Source organism: Pedobacter ginsengiterrae, assembly GCF_039537385.1.
Lineage (GTDB): Bacteria > Bacteroidota > Bacteroidia > Sphingobacteriales > Sphingobacteriaceae > Pedobacter > Pedobacter ginsengiterrae.
Map to the genome: position 1 here is coordinate 1 of NZ_BAABAK010000011.1, position 25493 is coordinate 25493.

Annotated in this window: 20 protein-coding genes; 13 read left to right on the forward strand and 7 right to left on the reverse strand. The window is 35.7% G+C overall.

Annotation, left to right across the window (positions count from 1 at the left end):
* Positions 1 to 1685: 1685 nt before the first annotated feature.
* The 12 genes from ABD692_RS11415 to ABD692_RS11470 all read left to right on the forward strand — a co-directional run bounded on the left by ABD692_RS11415 (position 1686) and on the right by ABD692_RS11470 (position 15379).
* Positions 1686 to 2633 (forward strand): outer membrane protein assembly factor BamD, encoded by a 948-nt coding sequence (locus ABD692_RS11415; protein ID WP_316764964.1) that lies wholly within the window; start codon positions 1686 to 1688, stop codon positions 2631 to 2633.
* Between the two features lie 3 nt (positions 2634 to 2636).
* The gene (locus tag ABD692_RS11420; RefSeq protein WP_316764962.1) at positions 2637 to 2963 is read left to right on the forward strand and encodes a DNA-directed RNA polymerase subunit omega; all 327 of its coding nucleotides are present in this window, start codon (positions 2637 to 2639) and stop codon (positions 2961 to 2963) included.
* 82 nt (positions 2964 to 3045) lie between these two features.
* Entirely contained in the window at positions 3046 to 4239 is a 1194-nt protein-coding gene (gene coaBC / locus ABD692_RS11425) for a bifunctional phosphopantothenoylcysteine decarboxylase/phosphopantothenate--cysteine ligase CoaBC (protein WP_344767091.1), read from the forward strand.
* A complete protein-coding gene (gene porD / locus ABD692_RS11430; protein WP_344767093.1) occupies positions 4239 to 5132 on the forward strand; it encodes a type IX secretion system protein PorD in 894 nt (297 codons plus the stop codon). The genes coaBC and porD overlap by 1 nt, the downstream gene beginning before the upstream one ends.
* Positions 5133 to 5162: 30 nt before the next feature.
* Complete coding sequence (locus ABD692_RS11435; RefSeq protein WP_344767095.1) at positions 5163 to 6269, forward strand: redoxin domain-containing protein; 1107 nt, start codon at positions 5163 to 5165, stop codon at positions 6267 to 6269.
* 399 nt (positions 6270 to 6668) lie between these two features.
* A complete protein-coding gene (locus ABD692_RS11440) occupies positions 6669 to 7049 on the forward strand; it encodes a BlaI/MecI/CopY family transcriptional regulator (RefSeq protein WP_344767097.1) in 381 nt (126 codons plus the stop codon).
* Between the two features lies 1 nt (position 7050).
* Positions 7051 to 8955, forward strand: a complete 1905-nt coding sequence (locus ABD692_RS11445) for a M56 family metallopeptidase (RefSeq protein ID WP_344767099.1) — start codon at positions 7051 to 7053, stop codon at positions 8953 to 8955.
* A gap of 97 nt (positions 8956 to 9052) precedes the next feature.
* Entirely contained in the window at positions 9053 to 10705 is a 1653-nt protein-coding gene (recN, locus tag ABD692_RS11450) for a DNA repair protein RecN (protein WP_344767101.1), read from the forward strand.
* Between the two features lie 66 nt (positions 10706 to 10771).
* The gene (locus tag ABD692_RS11455) at positions 10772 to 12004 is read left to right on the forward strand and encodes a carboxypeptidase-like regulatory domain-containing protein (RefSeq protein WP_344767103.1); all 1233 of its coding nucleotides are present in this window, start codon (positions 10772 to 10774) and stop codon (positions 12002 to 12004) included.
* 69 nt (positions 12005 to 12073) lie between these two features.
* Positions 12074 to 13309 (forward strand): carboxypeptidase-like regulatory domain-containing protein, encoded by a 1236-nt coding sequence (locus ABD692_RS11460; protein ID WP_344767105.1) that lies wholly within the window; start codon positions 12074 to 12076, stop codon positions 13307 to 13309.
* A gap of 89 nt (positions 13310 to 13398) precedes the next feature.
* The gene (locus ABD692_RS11465) at positions 13399 to 14466 is read left to right on the forward strand and encodes a PA0069 family radical SAM protein (RefSeq protein ID WP_344767107.1); all 1068 of its coding nucleotides are present in this window, start codon (positions 13399 to 13401) and stop codon (positions 14464 to 14466) included.
* Positions 14467 to 14506: 40 nt separating this feature from the next.
* Entirely contained in the window at positions 14507 to 15379 is an 873-nt protein-coding gene (locus ABD692_RS11470) for an ATP-grasp domain-containing protein (RefSeq protein WP_344767109.1), read from the forward strand.
* A 44-nt stretch (positions 15380 to 15423) separates the two neighbouring features.
* Here the strand turns inward: ABD692_RS11470 and ABD692_RS11475 are convergent, their stop codons facing one another.
* The 3 genes from ABD692_RS11475 to ABD692_RS11485 form a co-directional block, all read right to left on the reverse strand.
* On the reverse strand, positions 15424 to 15936 hold the full coding sequence (locus tag ABD692_RS11475; protein ID WP_344767112.1) for a CAP domain-containing protein: 513 nt from the start codon (positions 15934 to 15936) through the stop codon (positions 15424 to 15426).
* 197 nt (positions 15937 to 16133) lie between these two features.
* Positions 16134 to 18680 carry an ATP-dependent Clp protease ATP-binding subunit gene (locus ABD692_RS11480; protein ID WP_316764942.1) on the reverse strand — a complete coding sequence of 849 codons (2547 nt, stop codon included), beginning with the start codon at positions 18678 to 18680 and terminating at the stop codon, positions 16134 to 16136.
* 961 nt (positions 18681 to 19641) lie between these two features.
* On the reverse strand, positions 19642 to 20517 hold the full coding sequence (locus ABD692_RS11485) for an EamA family transporter (protein ID WP_344767115.1): 876 nt from the start codon (positions 20515 to 20517) through the stop codon (positions 19642 to 19644).
* A gap of 471 nt (positions 20518 to 20988) precedes the next feature.
* On the opposite strand from ABD692_RS11485, the gene ettA reads away from it, so the two are divergent.
* Positions 20989 to 22668, forward strand: a complete 1680-nt coding sequence (gene ettA / locus ABD692_RS11490) for an energy-dependent translational throttle protein EttA (protein WP_316764940.1) — start codon at positions 20989 to 20991, stop codon at positions 22666 to 22668.
* A 36-nt stretch (positions 22669 to 22704) separates the two neighbouring features.
* Here ettA and ABD692_RS11495 read toward each other — a convergent pair whose 3' ends face one another.
* The 4 genes from ABD692_RS11495 to ABD692_RS11510 form a co-directional block, all read right to left on the reverse strand.
* Positions 22705 to 23409 (reverse strand): SGNH/GDSL hydrolase family protein, encoded by a 705-nt coding sequence (locus ABD692_RS11495; RefSeq protein WP_344767117.1) that lies wholly within the window; start codon positions 23407 to 23409, stop codon positions 22705 to 22707.
* Positions 23410 to 23527: 118 nt separating this feature from the next.
* Positions 23528 to 23758, reverse strand: a complete 231-nt coding sequence (locus ABD692_RS11500) for a DUF1456 family protein (RefSeq protein ID WP_123205800.1) — start codon at positions 23756 to 23758, stop codon at positions 23528 to 23530.
* Positions 23759 to 23908: 150 nt separating this feature from the next.
* Entirely contained in the window at positions 23909 to 25234 is a 1326-nt protein-coding gene (locus tag ABD692_RS11505) for a DEAD/DEAH box helicase (RefSeq protein WP_344767122.1), read from the reverse strand.
* 31 nt (positions 25235 to 25265) lie between these two features.
* Positions 25266 to 25484, reverse strand: coding sequence for a hypothetical protein (locus tag ABD692_RS11510; protein WP_316764932.1), 219 nt, complete (start codon positions 25482 to 25484; stop codon positions 25266 to 25268).
* Positions 25485 to 25493: the final 9 nt, after the last annotated feature.

Consider the following 25493-nt stretch of genomic DNA (forward strand, 5'->3'; position numbering starts at 1 on the left):
GTTGGGAGTGCAAAGGTAGGAATCTTTTTTAAACTTCCAAATAAAATAATTTTTATTTTTTCGTTTGTTTTAAAGGTTAATCATTATCACTCATCTCGCTCGCTAACAACCCTTATTCCCAGTCTTTCATTTTTTCCCTCTTCCTTCCGAAGCGGGATGCAAAGGTAATAATATTTAGCATTCCTGCAAAGCTTATTTTAAAATAATTTAAGCTCCTTTTCCTGCCCTACAATACCTCAAACATCTTTTCCCTTCCTTCCGAAGCGGGATGCAAAAGTAGGAAAATTATTCACTCCTCCAAAGCCTGCCCCGCTTTTATTTGTTAACACCACACTAACTCCATGAAGATCAATAAGAAAAAATGAAAACTTTTTTAAACCTGGTTTGTTTGGCTGGGCGTCTGGATGCTAAATGTCGGGGGACTGAAAAGCATTTTGTTACCTGTTGCACGAATTTTAACCATCTAAGAAGTCTTAGAACATCTAAGTTGATGGCGGATTAGTTTGCACTTTGTGGGTTTTAGCCATATATATAGATAGGACATTTATGTTAAAGGCGGATTTAGTTATATGGTGCACAAATTTTAACCAGCTAAGAACTCTTAGAACATCTAAGTTGATGGCGGATTAGTTTGCACGTTGCGGGTTTAGCCATATATATAGATAGGACATTTATGTTAAAGGCGGATTTAGTTATATGGTGCACGAATTTTAACCATCTAAGTAGTCTTAGAACATCTAAGTTGATGGCGGATTAGTTTGCACGTTGCGGTTTTTAGCCATATAAATAGATAGGACATTTATGTTAAAGGCGGATTTAGTTATATGTTGCACGAATTTTAACCATCTAAGAACTCTTAGAACATCTAAGTTGATGGCGGATTAGTTTGCACGTTGCGGTTTTTAGCCATATCGATAGATAGGACATATAGAAGGTTTACTCGTATTATGTATAGCAGGTAGTATATATATGAATGCCAGAAGTTGAAATTATAGTTTTTACAGATGATTAAGAGGGTTTCGGGGGAATGGTAGAAAATTAAATAACATCGATTAAAGGGGATTTCGAAGTTAATTAGTTGAGGATTCTAAAGTTGATGAGGGAGACAGCTGTATTCGGGCAAAGTTTCTTAGTTGACCAGAGATTTTTTTGGCTAGGGTTAACAGGGTGATAACAGGGTGTAAACTCGGTCAGGACTCGGTTACAACAGGGTCAGTAACCCTGTATAAAGCCTGTGTTTACCCTGTCTAAATCCTGATGACAAATGGGGAATTATCCGCGAAGGTTTTAAATGGCTATAAAAGGTGGTAGCGGGATTGAAGCCAAGAGATTTTTTCGGCTACTTATTAGAACATAAGTTATCAGAATACTTTTTTTGATATAATAAGAATTGCAGGATCTACAACCGTGCAACCTGGCCTTTGAAATACTAGCCAGAATGAATTAAACCCGACCCTAATGGAAAACCCGCAGGATGAAGTAACGATGAGATCGGCACACACCCTAACCGAGGATTTGGAATGGAGGGCGGGACTGCAGAATAATAGTAGAACAAACGTTGATTTACATATAATAAAACTATATGTTAAAAATTGTTAACTATATATATGTACTGATTTGCTTTCCATAGCTTAGCGCAGAATTGTTTTTATTGATGTTATCGTATTATTAATTATCTTTGCAGAATGTTTAAAGTTAAACACTTAATTATTTTAGTATTTGTTGCCGCTATTGGTATGGCGGGGTGTAAAAGTCGTTTCGAAAAACTTAGGGCTAGTAATGACGTTGCTAAAAAATACCAGGAGGCTATTAGATTATATAATAAAAGGGATTTTAGTAAAGCATTAGTGCTTTTCGAAGATTTATCTCAGAAATATCGCGGACGTGAGCAAGCTGAGGGTTTGAACTTTTATTACGCCAATACTTTATATAAATTACAGGATTATACTACTGCAAGATATCAATTTAAAAGCTTTGCCGACACTTATCCTGCGAGTAAAGATGCAGAGGAGGCTCGTTATATGGCAGCATATTGCTACTATTTAGAATCGCCAACTTTTTCTTTAGATCAGGAGAATACGTATAAAGCTATTGATGCATTGCAATTATTTATCAACTTATACCCAACAAGCGATCGTGCTGTGGCTGCTGCAAAGTATATTGCAACGCTTAGAGGTAAATTGGAAGATAAGGCCTTTGAAAATGCGAAAATGTATTTAACTACTGGCCCGAGTAATGTAGAAAATTACAGAGCTGCAGTTATTGCGTTAAAAAATGCACAAAGAGATTACCCAGATATTAAATATGCTGAAGAAATGGATTTTCTAATGATCAAATCTCAGTATATGTATGCTAAAAACAGTATCCCTGTTCGTCAGGAAGATAGATATAATGAGGCTACCGACTTATATAATGAGTTTACACAAAACTACCCTAAAAGTAAGTTTACCAATGATGCTAAACAGCTTAAATCAGATATTGAATCTGGTATAGCATTTAACAAACAAGAAATGGCTACTTTTGCTGCCGACCAGGCTAAGTATATGGAAATGCTTAAAAGAACAGGCAAAATTAAAGACACAATTTCTGCAAAGCCAATTAAAGCAGATAACACAAATATTAAAAACAAGTAACACATGAATACTAACAAACCTGCTGTACCAAATACAACAATTACTAGAAATGTACGCGATTTAGATAAATCAACTGATAACTTATATGAGTCTTTAGTTGTTATTGCTAAGAGAGCAAATCAGATTTCGAATAACATGAAAGAAGAATTGCATGGTAAATTGGCAGAATTTGCATCGAGCAATGATAACTTAGAAGAGATTTTTGAAAACCGTGAGCAAATTGAAATCAGCAAGCACTATGAGCGTATGCCTAAGCCTGTTTTGGTTGCAATTGATGAGTTTTTAAACGAAAAAATTTATCACAGAAATCCTTCAAAAGAACAAAAGTAAATTGCAAAGCATGGCGTTTAGGGCATGGCGTTAATATGCATACGCTCTGGCTCTTTGCATTATAAAGTAATGCGTTTACGCTATGCTGAAAAATAAAAATATAATCCTTGGCGTTTGCGGTAGCATCGCAGCATATAAGTCGGCATTTTTAGTTCGGCTTTTAGTTAAAGCTGGTGCAAACGTTAAGGTTATCCTTACCCCCGATGGTGCTAATTTCATAACACCACTCACCCTTGCTACGCTTTCTAAAAATCCTGTTTATACACAATACTTCGAAGAAGAAACTGGGGTATGGAGCAACCATGTAGAACTTGGGCTTTGGGCTGATTTAATAATTATTGCCCCAATTAGTGCCAATACTTTAGCTAAACTTTCTACTGGAATATGTGATAATCTGTTAACTGCGGTTTATCTTTCTGCCAAGTGTCCTGTTTATGTAGCACCCGCTATGGATTTGGATATGTGGAAGCATGAAAGCACACAACAAAATATTGAGCGCATAAGCAGCTTTGGCAATGTTGTTATTTCGCCAGGAAATGGTGAACTAGCAAGTGGCTTAGTTGGAGAAGGCCGAATGGCTGAACCTGAAGAAATTGTTTCTTTTCTTGACAATGCCATAAAAAAATCGATGCCTTTGTTTGGCAAAAAGGTTATGGTTACAGCGGGACCGACTTACGAAGCCATTGATCCAGTTCGTTTTATTGGAAATCATTCTTCAGGTAAAATGGGTTTTGCCATTGCCGATGAACTTGCAAGTTTAGGTGCTGAGGTAACTTTAATTGCAGGGCCAACTGCTCAACAATCAAATCAAACCTTAAAAAGAATAAATGTAGTAAGCGCTTTAGATATGCTAAATGCCTGCAACGCTCTTTTTAATGAAACCGATATTACAGTAATGTGTGCAGCTGTTGCAGACTATAAGCCTAAAACCGTAGCTAACCAAAAGATTAAAAAACAAGACGGCGATTTTAACTTAGAATTAGAGAAAACAACCGATATTCTTGCGTCATTAGGAAAAAGTAAAAAACCGAATCAGATATTAGTTGGCTTTGCTTTAGAAACTAACGACGAAGAAAATTATGCGAAAGGCAAACTGGAAAAGAAAAATCTAGATTTAGTTGTCTTAAATTCGTTAAACGATGCTGGTGCAGGATTTAAATCAGATACAAATAAAATTACTATTTTTAACAAGGCTTTAGAGAAAACGGTATTCGAATTAAAATCGAAAACTGAAGTTGCGAAAGATATTTGCGAAGCCATTTTAAAAATAATATAATGATAAAAAGGATTATTTGTTTGCTATTGCTTATTGGTTTTGGAAAACTACAGGCACAGGAACTTAATGCAAGGGTACAATTATTAGCGCCCCAGGTTTCGAATATTAGCAAACCTACACTAGATGCCTTACAAAAAACGATTCGGGATTTTTTAAACAACAATAAGTTTACGAACGAAAGCTATAAGCCACAAGAACGCATTGACTGCAATTTTGTAATTACGATAAACTCCTGGGATGGTGGTTCTGGTTATACGGCCGAGGCTCAAATTCAAAGCAGTCGCCCTGTTTTTAACAGCACTTACAACAGCACACTGCTAAACATGAGCGATAAAAATTTCGACTTTAGCTTTAATGATGGCTCCGTAATCGATTTTTCTGACCAGAATTACATTTCGAATATCAGCGCTCTGCTAACCTATTATGCTTATACCATTATTGGTTTAGATAAAGATAGTTTTAGTAAAATGGGCGGTACTTTTTACTTTAAAAAGGCTCAAAACATTATTAATCTGGCACAAGCTTCGGGTAATGCTGGCTGGAGAGCGGCCGATGGGTTACGCAATCGTTTCTGGTTCAATGAAAATGCGCTAAATCCAATTTTCTCTGAGCTACGCAATTTCATTTACAATTATCATTTCTCTGGTTTAGATCAATTAACGGATAACGATAAAGGACTAATGCCGATTGTAAACGCACTTTCTTCCTTGCAACAAATGGATAAACAGAAGTTAGGTTCAATTTTTCCAAATGTGTACTTCGCAACAAAAGCCGAAGAAATTACCAATATACTTTCAAAGTTAAATACCCAGGAAAGAATGAAGGCTTACAATATGCTTTCAGAAATCGACCCAGCAAATATTGGCAAATACGAAGGTTTAAAACAGAATTAATTTCTGCTTGCAACACTTAAAATCTCTTAAATGATGAAAAGGTTTTTGTTTCTTACTGTTTGCCTTTTTCCATTAAGTTTATTTGCCCAATCATCTTTCATTATTCGTGGCTTTGGAAAAGGTTTTAAAGATGGTGATAAGATCTTTTTAAGCTACAGACAAAGTGGTCAGATAATTGATGATTCTACTATAGTACATCGATCTACATTCGAATTTAAAGGAAGCACTAATACAAAAGTAAGAGGCTATTTATCCAGAAACAACAACCCCAGATATGCCGAAGATCTATCTGATTCCTTTAGCATTTATGTTGAGGCAGGACAAATTACTCTAAATTCTATCGATACTTTGAGTAACTCAATCATCTCTGGAACACCATCAAATAATGATTATGCAGAACTTCTTAAAGCATTAGGTCCGCTTAATAAGCAAATGAAAAAATTAAGCGATGCTAATAAAGAATTGAAAGATACGGCATTACTAAATTTGAACAAAACAAGATTAGAGGCTGCCTATTATGATACATTTCCCATTCAATTTAACTTTATAACTAAGCACCCAGATTCTTATGTAAGTCTACTTACTTTAGGAAGTATGGCTCGATCATCCAAATTCTTACCACAAGTAGAACAAAGTTTTGCCAAGTTAAGTGCCAACCTTAAGGCAATGCCAGAAGGCAAGGAAATAATCAGAAGGATTAGTGAAGGCAGAAAAATTTCAATAGGCATGCCAGCAAAGGATTTTATACAAAATGACATAAATGTAAATCCAATTAAACTCTCTTCTTATCGAGGTAAATATGTTCTGGTTGACTTTTGGGCGTCATGGTGTGCTCCTTGCAGAGCAGAGAATCCAAATATTTTAAATATTTATAAGCAATACAATTCTAAAAACTTCACTGTTTTAAGTGTATCTATTGATACAGATAAAACGAACTGGCTGAATGCTATAAAGGAAGACAAACTTCCGTGGATGCAGGTTTCTGATCTTAAAAAAGAAAATGAAGCGGCTAAACTTTATGGTGTTACAACAATACCTTCTAATGTATTAATCGATCCTGATGGAAAAATTATTGCTAAAGATATTAAAGGAAAAGAGTTACGTGATATGTTGGTTTTGTTATTAGATTCAAGGTAAATAACCCAAAAGCAATTACTTTTTTAATTAGCCCCGACAAACGCGAAAATACTTTTGGTTACAACAACTTAAACGCTTGCAGACACCGTAACCAAAAGATTGTAGTATTGGCGGGAACGAGCTTACAAAAGAACCACAGGTTTTGCGCTTCAAATAATTTTATTAAAATCGGTAAGGCAATTAAGTATGTCCTTATTAAATTATAACGAATTACCTCCGAGCAGTTTTTCAAACTCCCCTACTCCGCAAATAATTGCCTAAAATTACATGCAACGTTTTCGATAAAACAACGTCTTATAGCAAACAATACACGTTTTCGTTAAAAATTTGTTAAAACATTTTGATATTACGAATAACTTCGTACATTTGAATACGAAATAATTCGTAGAACTGTAACATATGAGCAATAACAACATCAAACCAACAGAAGGCGAAATGGAGATCTTACAAGTACTTTGGCAAAAAGGCCTTTGCACAGTTCGGGAAGTTCATGAAGCTTTAGATAAAAAAGATTCTGGTTACACAACCACCTTAAAATTAATGCAAATTATGCATGAAAAAGGAATGGTAGAAAGAGATACCAATCAGAAAACACATATCTACAAACCGATAGTTAATCAGGATAAAACTGAAAAACATTTGGTAAATAAAATGATTGACAATGTGTTTAATGGTTCGGCGGCAAGATTGGTTATGCAGGCTTTAGGTAACCATAGCGCAAGTGCAGATGAAATAGACGAGATAAAAAAGTATTTAGAACAATTAGAAAAAAACAACTAATATGGAAACTTTAGTACAACAGTTTATCAAAGCATTCGGCTGGAGCATTGTTAACTCGCTTTGGCAAAGTGCCCTAATTTATGGGGCTTTGTTTATCGTATTACTTAGCTTACCAAAACTTGCAGCGAAGTATAAGCACAACCTCGCTTTTGGAGCAATCGTTTTAATGTTTGCCTTCTTTGTTTACAATTTTGTTAGTCATATTATAAAAAATATGCCGACTCAAAATGCATTGTCTGGAGTACAAAAGTTAGAGGCTTATCAATACTTTAATAATTTGCCACAAAGTTTTAGCAGCAAAGCTGAGCAATATTTCCCATTAATAATTATATTCTACCTGATTGGTATTGCACTGCAGTTATATGTTATTGTTAAAGGTTACAGTAAACTTTCTAAATTAAAAAAGGATAGCCTGAGCGCTATTCCAGCGCATTGGAAAACCATTTTCGAAACTGTTACGGCTAATTTAAAAATTAATAAATCTATCCAGTTTCATTTATCGGCTATTGTAAATGTGCCATTGGTAATTGGGTATTTAAAACCAGTTGTACTCTTCCCTATTGCATTGGTTAACCAATTAGACAACGATCAGGTTGAGGCCATTCTCATTCATGAACTATCACACGTTCGCAGAAACGATTTTCTACTAAACCTAATCAAAACCGCGATCGAAACCTTCTTGTTTTACAATCCGTTTGTTTGGATGGCCGGTAAATTTATACACATTGAACGGGAGCATGCTTGTGATGATCTGGTTCTTAAAATAACTGGAAAGCCACTAAACTATGCGCATGCCCTGCTAAAACTAGAACTACTTAAAGACAAAACCAGTCCAGCTTATGCATTAGCTGCTACTGGCAAATCGCAAAATTTGTATCAACGTATTAAAAGAATAACCAACATGAAAACAAATTATTTAAACGCCAAACAGCAAATGGCAGCGCTAACTTTAGGTGTAGCATGCTTATTCTCAATCGCCTGGATTAATCCTACTGCGAAGAAAAACACGGTAAAAAAAGAAATTAAACATAATATCCTTGAACTTACTGCTGTTGCAGACAACGGTAAAACAGTTGTATTTATGGATACGACTAAGAAACGAAAAATAAAAATTGTAACCATTGATGCAAATGGCAAGAAAACGGAGTACAATTCGGTAAAAGAAATGCCAGATAGCTTGAGAAAAGATTTTTACAGGGACGAGCTTTTTGCTGGTAGAAGAGCTTTCATTTATAAATCAGATTCGTTATTTGAATATAAAGATTCGTTATTAACTAGAAAAATGTACAATGAGTTCCATTCGCCAGCTGCCCAGTTGAAATGGAAGAAATTTGGAGAAGATGTTGCAAAAGAATACAGCTCGCCAGAAGCTCAGGCAAAATGGAAAAAGTTTGGAGAAGATATTGCAAAGGAATATGGATCACCTCAGGCGCAGGCTAAATGGAAAAAAATGGGTGATGATCTAGCAAAGGCATACTCATCTCCAGAGGCACAGGCTAAATGGAAAAAATTTGGAGAAGATGTTGCCAAAGAATACAATTCGCCAGAAGCACAAGCGAAATGGAGAAAAATGGGCGAAGATATGGCGGCCAAAATAAACACACCAGAATTTAGAGCGCAGCTAGATCGGGCCAGAATTAAAGCTTCAACGAATGCTCGTCTTAAAGGCTTATCAGAACTAACAATAGTAAGAGGTGATACTGCGTTTGGAGGTTCAAATAACAAACTTACTGGTCCAGACGGCTCTGTATTTTATTTCAACAACTCAAATAGCAAACTTAGACAAAGCGAAGAATATAAAAAGTTGAAACAAAAATTCGACATGGAAGTAAAAGAACTTAAAGAAAAAATGGAGAAACAGGAAAAGAAAGAAAAACCTGAGCAGCTTGAATTGAAAGAACAATAAAAAAACCAAACAAATTATAACCGACAGCGAAGATTTATCTTCGCTGTTTTTATTTTCGGCCATTGTTAAAATAACTTTTTAGTATTTTTGCTTAGGTATGCTACAAAAACTTTCCATTCGTAATTACGCATTAATTGATAGTCTTGATATCGAATTTGATAAAGGCTTAAACATAATAACTGGTGAAACTGGTGCTGGAAAATCCATCATTTTAGGTGCGCTTTCTTTAATTTTAGGTCAAAGGGCCGAAAGCAAGTATTTCTTTAATCAGGATAAAAAGTGCGTAATAGAAGGCACATTTTTATTAGCTGATGAAAATTTAAAAGTGCTTTTCGAGGAACAGGATTTAGATTTTTTTAACGAAACCATTCTTCGCCGCGAAATATCTATCGATGGAAAATCACGTTCTTTTATAAACGATACGCCAGTAAATTTATCGCTTTTAAAACAAATTGGAGAAAAGTTAATTGACATACATTCGCAACATGCCACACAAGAAATTAACAATGCCGATTTTCAATTGTTGATTGTTGATTCTCTGGCCAACCACAATGCCCCTTTACTTCAGTATCGATCAGGTTTTAAAAAGCTGAAGCAAGATACCAGCCGTTTAAAAAAATTAACCAGTGATGCTGATGAAGCAAGAAGTAAACAGGATTACGAACAGTTCTTATTTAATGAATTGGAACAGGCAAATTTAAAAGAAGGCGAGCAGGAAGAGTTGGAGCTTGAACTGGAAAAATTAACGCATGCTGAAACGATTAAGAGGGCATTAATTACGGCCTCAGGATTATTAACTGAAGCTGAACCTTCGGCCATGCAACTTTTGAAAGAAGCACAGCTACAACTTCAAAGTATAGAAAAATTCGACTCGAATATTAATGTGCTTTACGAACGTTTACGTTCATCAATTATAGAAATTAAAGATATTGCCGATGAAACTTCGGCCATTGAAGCCAACACAATTCATAGCGCCGATCGACTGGAACTTATAAACCAGCGTTTAGATTTACTTTATTCGCTTCAACAAAAGCATCGGGTTGGTGGCAACGCAGAATTACTGGCCTTGCAACAACAATTGGAAAATAACTTGAACCAGTTATTATCGTCTGATGAAAACATTGAAAAGCTGCAAAAGGAAATCGAACAGTTAGAATCTGAATTGCTTAAACAAGCAAACCAGCTTAGTGCTGGACGAAAAAAAGCAATAAAATTAGTAGAAGCGCAAACCGCTCAAACTTTAATAAAGGTTGGTATGCCAAATGCTAAACTAGTATTAGCTCAAAATCAATTATCGGAACTGAACAAAGATGGTTTGGATGAGATTAATTTGCTGTTTACTGCAAATGCGGGTCAATTACCTGCTCCTGTTAGTAAAGTAGCATCGGGTGGAGAGCTTTCGAGATTAATGTTATCCATTAAGGCATTATTAGCTAAACACACAGCACTCCCTACCATTATTTTTGATGAAATTGACACAGGGATTTCTGGAGAAACAGCATTAAAAGTTGGCGAAGTGATTTCGGTATTGGGAGCAGATATGCAGGTTATTTCCATCACCCATTTACCTCAAATTGCTGCAAAAGGCAAGTCGCATTATTTTGTTTATAAAAATGATGATGGCGGAAAAACCACTACAGGAATCAGAAAGTTAAAGCAGGAAGAAAGAGTTAATGTAATTGCAGAAATGTTAAGTGGTAGAAATCCTGGTGCTTCTGCAATAGAAAATGCGAAGGAACTATTAAATTAATTTTCTTCATTAACGGTTTTTTTAAACCTCTTTTATAAACTAACAAATTAGTTTATATTTGTTTTAATGAAAAGAGCGTTAATATTTTCTTTGCTTGTATTTGTCGCCACGATCACATTTGCGCAACAAGCTTTTATGCTTTCGGGCGCAGTTAAAGACAAAAAAGGAGAACCGCTCCCAGGCGCAGGTGTATACGTTAGTGGTTATAAAATTGCTACCGTTGCAGATAACAATGGTCGTTATAGCTTAAGTTTAAAACCTGGAAATTACGATATTCTTGTACAGCTAATCGGTTTTAAAGCTTTCAATAAGAACATTATAGTAGCCGATAAAGCCTTAACATTTGATTTTGTTTTAGAAGAAGATGCCTTCCAGCTTCAGGAAGTTACCATTAAACCAGATCCAAACCGAGAAGGATATATCAGAATGTTTACCGATTTTTTTATCGGGACCACGCCAAACGCCCAGCTTTGCAAAATTATTAATCCAAATGTTCTCATCATTGATTATAGCAACGACGATGCTAAGCTAACGGTGAAAACCAATCAGTTTCTAATAATCGAAAACCAGGCTTTAGGTTATCGGGTAAAGTATCAGTTAAATAATTTCGAGTTTGATAATAAGAGCAGAATCATTTATTATGAAGGCTTTCCTTATTATGAAGATTTAAAAGGATCGAAAGGGAAAATGAAAAGATGGGCTGAAAAAAGAATTGAAGCGTACCATGGCTCAACACAGCACTTTTTTAATAGTTTATATGCAGGAAAATCAAAAGAAGAAGGTTTCGAAATTAACAAATTAATTAGACAGCCAAATCCAAATAGGGCACCAGATAGCCTAATTAATGCCAATATTAAAAGATTAATGCAGGTTAAACAGGCTTTGAATGGTACAATAAAAATTATGGCTGGCGATTCTCTTAACTATTGGAGCAAGCAAAAAAATGCTCCTGCCACAATCGCCATGCTAAACAGGCAACAGGTTAATACCGATACATTAGTTAAAACGTATAACGAAAGTATAAAATCGATTAATTTTAATGATGTACTGTATGTAATTTATAAAAATGAGCGTGAGGCTTCCAGTTATGCCAACCGAATTGGGCAATCGATATCCAGACCTTTAGACATGCCCGATTATCAGGTTTCACTTATAAATTTACAGGTTGCTCCTGTTTATTTTTATGAGAATGGCGGCACTTACAATCCACGATCTATGTTGTATGAAGGCTATTGGAGTTGGGAAAAAATTGCAGATAGCGTGCCGCTCGATTATCTTCCACCAAAGCAAAAACCCTAGAATGTTAAAATTGTTAAAATCCAATAAAAGTTTTAACAATTATTATTCCATTTGGCTACATTCGCTCTCATGATTAAAAGCGCTTTTCTGTTTCTGCTTTTCTGGGTTTTTACAATGAGTGCTTTTAGCCAGGGAACTTTTTCGATAAGTGGAAAAGTTAGAGACAATGGTGGCGTATTACCTGGTGCGGGCGTTTACTTAAGCGGCTATAAAATTGCTACCGTTGTAGATAATAACGGTAACTTTAGCTTACCAAACCTTAAACCAGGGAGTTATGATTTATTGGTTCAAATGGTTGGATATCTACCTTTTTCTAAAAGTGTAATCATTTCAGATCAATCGGTACAGGTTGACCTCCTTTTAAAAGAAAATACATTTCAACTGAATGAAGTTACCATTAGAGCCGATCCAAACCGAGCAAAATATATAAAGCAGTTTACAGAGTATTTTATTGGAATTACACCCAATTCCAAGCAATGCAAAATTTTAAATCCGCAGGTTTTAAATGTAGATTTTGATGTTACTAAAAGCTTATTAACCGTAAAAACTACAGAATTTTTAATTGTAGAAAACAAAGCCTTGGGTTATAGGTTAAAATATATGCTTGATTATTTTGAATACAATAGTCGCACACATATAATTTATTTTTCTGGTCACCCATTTTTTGAAGAATTAAAAGCTTCGGCTGCCAAAAAGAAAAAATATGTTGAAGCCAGAGAAACGGCATATTACGGTTCGTCTCAACATTTTTTCCGTTCACTTTACGAAAATAAAAGTAAGGAAGAAGGATTTCTGATTAACAAAATTATAAAAACACCAAATCCAAATCGTTATCCAGAAGAGGTAATTAACGATATGCTTGTTAAAATAAAAACACTTCCCGAAAAAACAGGGGTAAGAAAAGTTGCAGGCAAGATTGATGGTGGCCTGCTTGAATTTTGGACCAAGCAAAAAGAAATGCCAAGGTTTATAGATAAATTTAGTCGGGCAGATGTTAATCCTGATACGCTTGTTCACGATTACAATAACAATTTAAGGTGGATCAATTACACAGATGCACTTTGTGTTCAGTACACCAAAGAAAAAGAATCTCTTGCTTATTCTAATACAGGTTTTTGGATTTTCCGTCCGCTTGATGTGCCTGAAAATGAAATCTCAGTTATAAATTTAAGTCAGGGTCCAGTTCGTTTCTATGCAAATGGTGGAGTTTACGATGCACGCTCTATGCTTTACGAAGGCTATTGGGCCTACGAAAAAATAGGCGATATGGTGCCGATGGATTATATCCCGATAGGAAAGAAATAGTTACTATGCGCTTTTTCTACTGGTAAATACTTCTACACAAATTATTAACATCTGCATAAAATTACTAAAAATATTAGTAATTTTATATTATGGTTAATGAGGACGAAAGCACATATTTTAAGGGAAGAGGCGCTCAATTTAACCCGCACAATAAATTTTTAAAAGATGCCTACGTAAAAGAGCATGATGAAGGGATTGATGATTGGGAAGAAAGTGATCACAAAACAACTTTTCTCTTCGAAAACTCGAAAACCATTGTGAATAAAGTTGATAGCCCTGATGTTGGCATGGATTATTCATTAAATCCTTACCAGGGTTGCGAACACGGCTGCACTTATTGTTACGCCCGTAATGCACATCAGTATTGGGGTTACAGTGCAGGCTTAGATTTTGAGCGAAAAATAATCGTCAAAAAAGATGCTCCTATCCTATTCAAAAAGTTTCTGGAAAAGAAAGGTTGGGATGCTACCACAATTTCTTTATCGGGCAATACAGATTGTTATCAGCCAGCTGAGAGAAAATTCAGGCTTACCCGCCAGCTTTTAGAAATCGCACTGGAATATAAGCAGCCAATTGGCATGATCACAAAAAATTCGCTTATTCTCAGAGATATTGATATTCTGCAAGAAATGGCTAAGCTTAATTTGATTATGGTTTATTCATCAATAAATAGTTTGAACGATAAACTAAGATTAGCTATGGAACCAAGAACTGCAACGGCAAAACAACGTTTAAAAGTTGTAGAAGAGTTAAGCAAGGCTGGAATTCCGATGGGTGTAATGGTTGCGCCGTTAGTTCCTGGATTAAGCGACCATGAAATTCCTACGGTTTTAAAAGCAGTTGCTAACGCGGGCGCCATTCGTGCAGGTTATACAATTGTTCGTTTAAATGGCGCAATTGCTCAAATTTTTGAAGATTGGTTGCGTAAAAATTTTCCTGATCGGTTTGATAAAGTTTGGCATATGATACAAAGTTGCCATGGTGGTAATGTTAACGACAGCAGATTTGGCGATCGAATGCGAGGCGACGGCAATATTGCGAAAATGATAAGAGATAGTTTTCGGTTACATTGTCGACTTAATGGTATAAATACGAAGGATATATTTTTGGATAGAAGTCAATTCAAAATCCCCACCGATCAAATGTCATTATTCTAATTTTATTTGTCAGTTAGTTGATTAAAACTTAGTTTTAAAAATGAATATTGCTTTAATAACTTACGAAGATAAAGGTGCTTATGATAGTCCGACGGTTGAAAGTGAAGATGATAAACTCCTGTTATTCTTAAAAGAAAAAGGTTTAAATATTGAAACGGTAATTTGGAATGATGAGCAGATTAACTGGGAAAATTATCAGCTTGCAATATTAAAATCGCCATGGGATTATTTTGATTTATATGAAGACTTTAAAAGTTGGTTGAATCTCCTGGAAGGAAAAAACATCAGACTGTTAAATCCGATTGATATTGTTAGATGGAATGCCGATAAACATTATTTAAAAGAAATTGAGTTGGCTGGATTGAATATTACACCTAGTATTTTCATTAACAATAGCGACGAAATAAATCTTAATGCTTTTTTTGAAAAGTTTAATACCGATAAACTTATTGTAAAACCTTGCGTTAGTGGTGGTGCTAAAAATACATTTAAAGTTACAATAGATAATGTTGAGGCGGTTAATGAAAAACTAAGTTTGCTTATTCAAAATGAGGATTTTATTATTCAACCCTTTCTCCCTGAAATTTTAGAAAACGGCGAATGGTCGTTTATTTTCTTTAATGGCATTTATAGCCATACTTTAGTTAAAAAAGCAAAACAAGGAGATTTTAGAGTTCAACCCGCACATGGGGGTTCTGTACATATCCAAAACCCAGATCAGGCTTTAATAGAAATTGCTGCAGAATATGTAAAGCTTTTCGCTAAAGATTGCCTTTACGCCAGGGTTGATGGCACATTCGTAAATAACCAATTCTTACTAATGGAATTAGAATTAATCGAGCCTTTTTTATTTTTGAATACTGCTCCTCAAAATTATGAGAATTATTACAATGCTTTAAAAGCATTAATCTAGATAAGTAAACATTTCATGGCCGTAGCAGCCATAGCCATGAAAACTTATTGCCTGCCAAATTCCTGAGTCCAGTATTTGCCATCTTTGGCAGCACCCATTTCCTTGAAATTAGCATTCATAATATTTTTGCAATGCCCTTCGCTGTTTATCCAGGCATCGAAAACAGATTGTTCCGTTGGTTGTCCTGCGGCAATATTCTCTCCATAGGTTGTCCACTTGTAACCAGCAGCCGTAATTCTATCTCCAGGATTTTTGCCATCTTTAGAAGTATGATCAAAGTAGTTATTGGCATTCATATCTTTACTATGCGATAATGCAGCGGCCGCTAATAAATTATTCCAGGTTAATTTAGCAACAGGAGGCATAACCGTTGTACCACAGTTACAACCAGCAATTCGCTTATCGTTTACAAGTTTTAATAAAAGATCGTTGTTTAAATTTGTGGTAACTGCAGCACCATTATTAATTGGAGGGATCGTTTCAACGTCAATTGCTGTCTTTTTACAAGCAGTAAAAACAATGGTAAAACCAATCATCAGGATAAATATCTTCTTCACAATTCGGGGTTTTGTAACGAAAATACGTAGTTAATTGGTAAAAAAAGAATTTGCTGTTTATTTTCCAACAAGATGGCACAGACTTATTACTCACTACTAACCAGTTATTTACAAAAATGTAAGTTTACCAATACAGTTATTAATAACCACCTTAAGCAAAAAAGCTCCAGATTTTCATCTGAAGCTTTTTCGATTTATTAATTTGAAGAATCTTCTTTTTTAGGTTCTTCTTTTTTCTTCTCGCCCTTTTTATGAACGATGCTAATTAACTCTGTTGTTTTATCATAATCAATTTCTAAAACATCACCTTCGGTTAATTCGCCTTTCAAAATTTCTTCAGCAATTGGATCTTCCAAATATTTCTGAATAGCTCTCTTCAACGGACGGGCACCAAAATTACTATCAAATCCTTTATCAGCGATGTAATCTTTAGCATTTTCAGTTAATACGATTTCGTAACCTAATGTATGAACGCGACCGAATAAAGCTTTTAATTCAATATCGATAATTCTGAAAATTTCATCTTTACCTAAGCTGTTAAATACAACTACATCATCAACACGGTTTAAAAACTCTGGCGCAAAAGCACGTTTTAAAGCACTTTCAATTACACCACGACTGTGAGAATCTGCCTGATTTGTTTTTGCTGCAGTAGAGAAACCAACACCCTGACCAAAATCCTTCAATTGGCGTGCACCAATATTAGATGTCATAATGATAATCGTGTTTCTAAAATCTACTTTACGACCTAAACTATCTGTTAACTGACCTTCATCTAAAACTTGCAATAAGATATTAAATACATCAGGGTGTGCTTTTTCAATCTCATCCAATAAGATTACAGCATAAGGCTTTCTTCTAACTTTTTCAGTCAATTGTCCACCTTCTTCGTAACCTACATATCCTGGAGGCGCTCCTACTAAACGAGATACCGCGAATTTCTCCATGTATTCACTCATGTCAATCTGAATTAGTGAATCATCACTATCAAACATGAAACGAGCTAATTCTTTTGCTAATTCTGTTTTACCAACACCAGTTGGGCCTAAGAAAATAAATGAACCAATTGGTTTTTTAGGATCTTTTAAACCTGCTCTGGTACGTTGGATGGCTTTGGTTAATTTCTTAATCGCATCATCCTGACCGATAATTTTCTCGGCCACTTTATCGTACATGTTCAATAACTTAGCGCTATCTGTTTGGCCAACACGCTGTACAGGAATCCCTGTCATCATGGCCACAACTTCAGCTACATTATCTTCAGAAACTTCGTAGCGCTTAGTTTTAGTTTCAGCTTCCCATTCCGCTTTAGCTTTATCTAATTCTTCAATTAAATTTTTCTCTGTATCGCGAAGTTTGGCCGCTTCTTCATATTTCTGACTACGAACAACTTTGTTTTTCTCTAACTTAATATCTTCGATCTTAGCTTCGATATCGATAATGTTTTGAGGAACATGAATGTTGGTTAAGTGAACTCTCGAACCTGCTTCATCTAATGCATCAATTGCTTTATCTGGCAAGAAACGATCCGAAATATAACGAGAAGTTAAAGTAACACAAGCCTGAATCGCTTCATCGGTGTAGGTTACGCCATGATGTTCTTCATATTTATCTTTAATTCTGGTTAAAATTTCTACAGTTTCATCAGGAGTAGCTGGTTCTACCATTACTTTTTGGAAACGACGGTCTAATGCACCATCTTTTTCGATATACTGGCGATACTCATCTAAAGTAGTTGCACCAATACATTGAATTTCTCCTCTCGCTAAAGCTGGTTTAAACATGTTCGATGCATCAAGCGAACCCGATGCGCCACCTGCGCCAACGATTGTATGAATCTCATCAATAAATAAAATTACATCAGTAGACTTTTCAAGCTCGTTCATTACAGCTTTCATACGCTCTTCGAACTGACCGCGGTATTTTGTACCAGCAACCAACGATGCTAAATCTAAAGTAACTACACGTTTACCGAAAAGCACACGCGAAACTTTACGCTGCACAATACGCAAGGCTAAACCTTCTGCAATTGCCGACTTACCAACTCCTGGCTCTCCAATTAAAATTGGATTGTTCTTTTTTCTACGAGATAAAATTTGCGAAACACGCTCAATTTCTTTCTCCCGGCCAACAATCGGGTCTAAACGACCTTCTTCTGCGGCCTTCGTTAAATCACGACCGAAGTTATCTAATACTGGCGTTTTAGATTTTATATCAGAAACCTTTTTAGGCGCCGTAAAGCTTTCTTCTTCGCGATAATCATCATCACCACCTGTCGATGCGCTGTTTGAAATATCGTCTCTGAAACCGTTTTTATTTACTTCAACTTCCTGTTTAAAAACATCATAAGTAACCCCGTATTGCAACAAGATTTGTGAGGCAATGTTATCATCATCTCTCAAAACCGACAATAATAAATGCTCGGTGCCAATTAAATCGCTTTTAAATATTTTAGCTTCTAAGTAAGTAATCTTTAAAACTTTTTCTGCCTGTTTGGTTAATGGTATATTTCCTAAATTTACGGTAACACTCGATGTACCGCGAACGGCATCTTCAATTGAGCGGCGCAATTTACTGGTATCAACCCCTAACGATCGTAAAATTTTTATTGCCATACCATCGCCTTCGCGGATGAGGCCTAATAATAAATGTTCGGTTCCAATGTAATCATGCCCTAAACGGAGAGCTTCCTCCCTACTAAAAGAGATTACATCTTTAACCTGTGGTGAAAATTTTGCTTCCATAATACCTTTCTTAACAGCTCGCCTCTAAACTATAAAATTAATTATAAAAAGCGACCTTACTGTTTTGTTTATTTTATCAACAATTGCGCCATATAGGTGGATAAACAGGCTTTCGGATATCTAACTACCTAAAAATTACTCTATGAATAGCATTCAAACAAATAATTACTCGCTTAAATATATCTACGTAATAACTGTTTCGTGGGTTTTAAAACAAGTTAAAGTCTAAAGCATAACTAAAACTACCTTATTTGTCGTCTAATTGTAAGGATTTATTCTGGTTATTTTACTGACAAATTGTTGCTTTTCGACTATGCAATTTACAGTTTTTGACAGAAAAATAAAAACAAGCTGACATCATTTAACATATTACAACGTTAAAATCTATATGCTTTTAGAAAATCTACTAACCTAAATAAATATTCATACGAAAGAAACCCTTAAAAAGTTGCTATTGTTTTAGAAAAGCAGTGTAGTTACTAATATTTATTGCCAGTCCCGCTAACGTTGTAATCTTTTGCGAATGGCTCAGGGAATTTATTGGAAGATTAACCAAAGTATTTTCACTTATATCGGGTTACTATACCCAAGCATATAAAACCATCGCGTTTCGGCGGGTGAGACACCAGCCGATAGGTAAATATTAACAAAAGTATTTTCACTTATATCGGGCTACTATACCCAAGCATGTAAAACCATCAGGTTTCGGCGGGTGAGACACCAGCCGATAGGTAAATATTAACCAAAGTATTTTCACTTATATCGGGCTACTATACCCAAGCATGTAAAACCATCGGGTTTCGGCGGGTGAGACACCAGCCAATAGGTAAAGATTAACAAAAGTATTTTTACTTATATCGGGTTACTATACCCAAGCATGTAAAACTATCGGGTTTCGGCGGGTGAGACACCAGCCGATAGGTAAATCTTTTGTGAATGGTATAGGTTATCTGTTGGATCCTTAACATTCTGGAGCAATATGCTCCTGTTTTTTACTTGTTAATGTAGCCCCTGCACTGGCAATAACAACTAAACCGACAGCAAGCCATTCGTAAACCGAAAGATACTCATGCAAAAATATAAGGCCAGATAAGGCCGCAGCAGCGGGCTCCAAACTCATTAAAACACTAAATGTTTTTGCTGGCATTTTCCGTAGGGCATTAATTTCTAAGGTAAAAGGAATAGCACTCGATAGTAAAGCCAGGGCTAAGCCCGAGAGTAAAAAAACTGGTTTTATATTCAATAAAAGTCCATCCCAAATGGCTACAGGAAGCACTAAGGCAGAGGCAAATAACATGCCTATTGCAACTGCTTGTCCGCCATCCATTATTTTAGAAATGCGGCCACCCATAACAATATAGCCAGCCCAGAAAGCTCCAGCCAGTAGCGCCAATAAAACACCGATTAAATCTACACCATTATTACTCCATGGCGCAATTAATGCAATTCCCGCCGCAGCAAGTATTACCCACAAATAGTCTAAAATGCGCTTCGAACCCGTTAAAGCCAAAACCAACGGACCGATAAACTCTAGTGTAACCCCCAATCCGAGCGGAATTCTGGCAAGTGCTAAGTAAAAAATCAAATTCATTGCTCCTAATGTTAAACCATAAAGGGCAACTGCTTTCCATTGTGCTGATGTTAAATTTTTTAAATTGGGCCTATTATAAATGAACAAGATGATAGCAGATAAGCCAATCCTTAATGCAGAAGTTGATGCAGCGCCCAAAGCTGGAAAAATTCCTTTAGCAATTGCAGCCCCACCTTGCACACTTATAATAGATAGTAAGACAGCAGGTACTGGCGGAATTGAAAGGTTTTTTTTATTCTTAGTCATCAATTAAGGATTTCTGCAAAAGTAATCTTTTTGAATGAGCCTAAAATGTTTATTTAATTTATGGATTTACTGTTACGGTCTATCAAAAATGGTGTTATAATAGTAACCATTGCAAGGAAACATAATAAAGAGGCTTTTAAAAGCCTGAAAAGATATTTAACTACTCTTTAAATGACTAGAATTTAGCTTATATTTGAGTATAAACTTACCTCATATGCTATTATTTGCTGCTCCTTTATATTTTATAGCCTTTATTGGCTGGTTAATTTATGTATCTTTAGTAAAGAAAAACATCAAGCAGAACATGCAAATGGTTTACATTGGCTCTGTTTTTAGCGTAATCTGGATCGCTATTATATTCCTATCCATTTAAACGCAAATCCTGGCAATTCGTTAATCTCTTTATCTTTCTCGAAACAAGTTTCCATTTCATTTGAAATTAAGCATCTTTGCAAAAACAAAAATTTCACAATGTCTGACGAGAAAATAATATTTTCAATGGCTGGTGTAAATAAGATTTACCCACCACAAAAACAGGTTTTAAAAAATATTTACCTTTCATTTTTTTATGGCGCTAAAATTGGCGTTGTTGGTTTAAACGGCTCTGGTAAATCATCTTTACTTAAAATTATTGCTGGTTTAGACAAATCTTACCAAGGTGAGGTTGTTTTTTCACCAGGTTTCTCTGTTGGATATTTAGCTCAGGAACCTATTCTTGACCCTGAAAAAACTGTACGTGAAGTTGTTGAAGAAGGGGTTGCTGAAGTAACTGCAATTTTAAAAGAATACGAAGAAGTTAATGAAGCTTTTGGTTTAGAAGAAAACTATTCTGACCCCGATGCCATGGATAAATTAATGGCTAGACAAGGCGAATTGCAAGATAAAATTGATGCAATGGGTGCCTGGGAGCTGGATTCGAAGTTGGAAAGAGCAATGGACGCTTTAAGATGTCCTGATCCTGAAACTAAAATCGGTGTATTATCTGGTGGCGAACGTCGCCGTGTTGCGATGTGCCGTTTGTTGCTTCAAAAACCTGATGTTTTATTATTGGATGAGCCTACCAACCACTTGGATGCTGAAAGTATCGATTGGTTAGAACAGTTCTTACAAAACTACGAAGGAACTGTTATAGCAGTAACCCACGATAGATATTTCTTAGATAATGTTGCAGGCTGGATTTTAGAACTCGACCGTGGTGAAGGTATTCCATGGAAAGGAAATTACAGTAGCTGGTTAGAGCAAAAAGCAAAAAGATTAGCGCAAGAAGATAAAACGGAAAGCAAGCGTCAGAAAGCATTAGAACGGGAGTTAGAGTGGGTACGTATGGCTCCAAAAGCCCGTCATGCAAAATCTAAAGCTCGTTTAGCCAACTACGATAAGTTAGCATCGGAAGATGGAAAAGAAAGAGAAGACAAATTAGAACTTTTCATTCCTGCAGGACCGCGTTTGGGTAATGTAGTTATTGAAGCTACTAACGTAACGAAGGCTTATGGCGATAAGGTACTGTTTGATAACTTAAACTTCTCCCTTCCACCAGCAGGTATTGTAGGCATTATCGGCCCGAATGGTGCAGGTAAAACTACTTTGTTCCGTTTAATCACTGGTCAGGATCAACCCGATAGCGGAACTTTCCGTGTTGGTGAAACCGTAGAATTAGGTTATGTAGATCAAATGCATAACGATTTAGATGCTGATAAAACGGTATATGAAAATATTACGGATGGTTTAGATAATATTCAGTTAGGTACAAAAGCTGTAAATGGCCGTGCTTATGTTTCTAAATTCAACTTTAACGGTGGCGATCAACAGAAAAAAGTTGGTATTTTGTCAGGCGGTGAACGTAATCGTGTTCACCTGGCGATTACTTTAAAGAAAGGTGCTAACGTACTCTTACTCGATGAGCCTACCAATGATATCGATGTTAACACTTTACGTGCGCTGGAAGAAGCTTTAGAAAACTTTGGAGGTTGTGCGGTTGTGATTAGTCACGATAGATGGTTCTTAGACCGTATTTGTACGCACATTTTGGCTTTCGAAGGTAATTCTGAAGTGTATTACTTTGAAGGTAACTATTCTGATTACGAAGAAAACAGAAAGAAACGTCTGGGTGATGTTGCGCCGAAACGAATTAGATACAAAAAATTAAACTAAAAAAAACGCCCGATGAGAATCGGGCGTTTTTTTTATCTATTTTCCTATAGTCTTTTTTATCGCGGCATCGGTTACAACTTCCATAACCTTATAGCCAGCCAAATTTGGGTGAACACCATCTGTCGTATATTCTGCCTTTTGACCATTTCTTTTATCAACCAAAGGGGTAAAATAATCTAAAACAGTAAGGTTTTTGGATTCAGCGTAATCTACGATAGCTGCATTGAGAGCAATAATTTGCTCTGCTGTTCCTTTAAGCGATTTATTCCAAGGGTATTCGTAAACTGGCAGATATTTACAAAGAATAACTTTTATATGATTTTTTTTGGCCAATTCGGCCATTGATTTAATGTTATTGAGAATTGTTTCATTCGAAACATGCCCTCGATTTCCCGCCAGATCATTGCTACCCGCTAAAATAATTACAGCTTTAGGCTTTAAATTTATCACATCCTGCCTGAAACGGATTAACAACTGTGGCGAAATTTGTCCGCTAATTCCTCGATCTAGATAAGCATTGTTACTAAAATACGCTGGATCTTTTTGCTTCCAGAATTCAAAAATAGAACTCCCTAAAAACACCACACGCTTCTCCCCCTTTTTAGGAAGACCAACTAATTCGTTTTCTTTTTTATATTTTGATAAAGCCGCCCAATCATCAGAAAAATCTTCTTTCGTATTTTGTGCATGTAAACTGCACACGCTTGTAACGAGAATAAATAGGGATAATATTATTTTCATTTTTTAATAGAGATCCATTTGTCAAATCAATGATATGCAAAACCTATTGCGATAAACTCAGCCTGACAATCAAATTGAGAATTAACAAGATTTAAAAAATCTACAGAGGTTAAATTATTTATTTTTTCTCTTCTCTTGGGCCTCTTTTATAAATAACCAAACCGTTTAAGAAATTACGTAAAATCTGATCGCCGCAGGGCTTAAAATTTTCATGGTCGTCGTTTCTAAATATATCGCCTAATTCGGCTTTTGTTACTTTAAAACCAACCAAATCACAAATGGTTATAATATCTTCAGTTTTTAAAGAAAGTGCTACTCTTAGCTTTTTTAATATATCGTTGTTACTCATGTTTAATCAATGAATTTTGAATAATTAGATAATCAGATATCAGGCTTAATTACCTAACTTGTCACCCAATTTATTTTAACCTTTAACCTTTAACCTTTAACCTTTAACCTTTAACCTTTAACCTTTAACCTTTAACCTTTAACAAAAAACCTAACTTGCTACTTCGAGTTTTAGTTTTTTACCCTTTATTTTTTCGCCGCTTAATACCTTTAAAAGTTTATCAACTTTATTTCTTTTAACGGCAATGTAACTTGTTGTGTCTTTTACCTCGATAAGTCCCAGATCTTCTTTATCCAAGCCACCTTTTTGCAAAAATAAACCAACAATATCAATCTTGTTTATTTTATCTTTTTTACCATGAGCCAAATAAAGCGTTTGCCAATCACTAACTTCAGGCATTTTATATTTTTCGCCTAACTTTTCCTCTTCAATGTTTTCTGGCAGATATTTATAATGCTCCTCATTAGTTAAAACCGCATAAGCAGTGCCTTTCGCATTCATTCTCGCGGTACGCCCATTACGATGAATGTAGGCGTCTTCTGTGTAAGGAAGTTGATAATGAACGATGTTTTCTACTTCAGGAATATCAAGGCCTCTGGCCGCCAAATCGGTTGTAACTAAGATTTTGTGGCTTCCGTTTCTAAATTTCAGCAAAGCCTTTTCTCGGTCAAACTGCTCCATGCCACCATGAAAAACATCGTGCTCCAAGCCATGTTCAAAAAGTAAATCACTAATTCGGTCAACCGTTTCGCGGTGGTTACAGAAAACTAAAGTATTCTTGTTTCCAATCTTACTCAGCAATTTAAATAAAACATCAAGCTTATCAGCCGCTGTTGGCGCAACAACCTTTTTTAATTTTAAATCGGGCTTTACTTCTGCATTTTTAGAAAAATCAACTTCAACAGGATTATTTAATTTAACAAAGGCAGGAATTTCTTCCATTTTCGTTGCAGAAGTAAGTATTCGTTGTTTTAACGATAAAAGAGAACCGATGATGTACGACATATCCTGTTCAAAGCCAAACTCAAGCGATTTATCAAACTCATCAAGAATTAGGGTTTCAACGAAAGATTCATCAAAATTCTGATGTTCCAAGTGATAGGCAATTCGCCCAGGGGTCCCTATTAATACAGCGGGCGGATGCGCAAGATTGTTCTTTTCTATACGAACAGCATGGCCGCCATAACAGCAATTCACTTTAAAAGAAGTGCCCATTTGCTTAAAAACCTGCTCTATTTGCAAAGCAAGCTCACGCGATGGCACCAAAACAAGCGCTTGTACACCTTTAATGTCGGCTTTGAGGTTCGACAATAAGGGCAATAAAAATGCTAATGTTTTACCCGAACCCGTAGGTGCTATTAAAACAACATCTTTGCCAGCTTTTGCTGCCTTAAGCGATGCATTTTGCATATCGTTAAGGGCAGTTATATTTAATCTTTTAAGCGCATTTTCTATCATTACGCCAAAGATAATCATTTCTCTTTGTTGCTATCTACCGAAGATTTAATTAGAACTTCAGAAATCTTGTTTTTAATCTTTTTAAAACAGAAAAATTAAATCTTTTTTCTAATAACATTAACATTCTGCCTCTTTGCGACATAGAATTCGTAACTTTCTCAGTAACAGCATCAACCGATGAAATAATGGTTTCTGCAAGTTCATCTGCAAATTTATTAGCACGACTTTGTTGTAATAATTGAAGTTCCTGGATTAATTCAGCTTTCATAATAAAAAA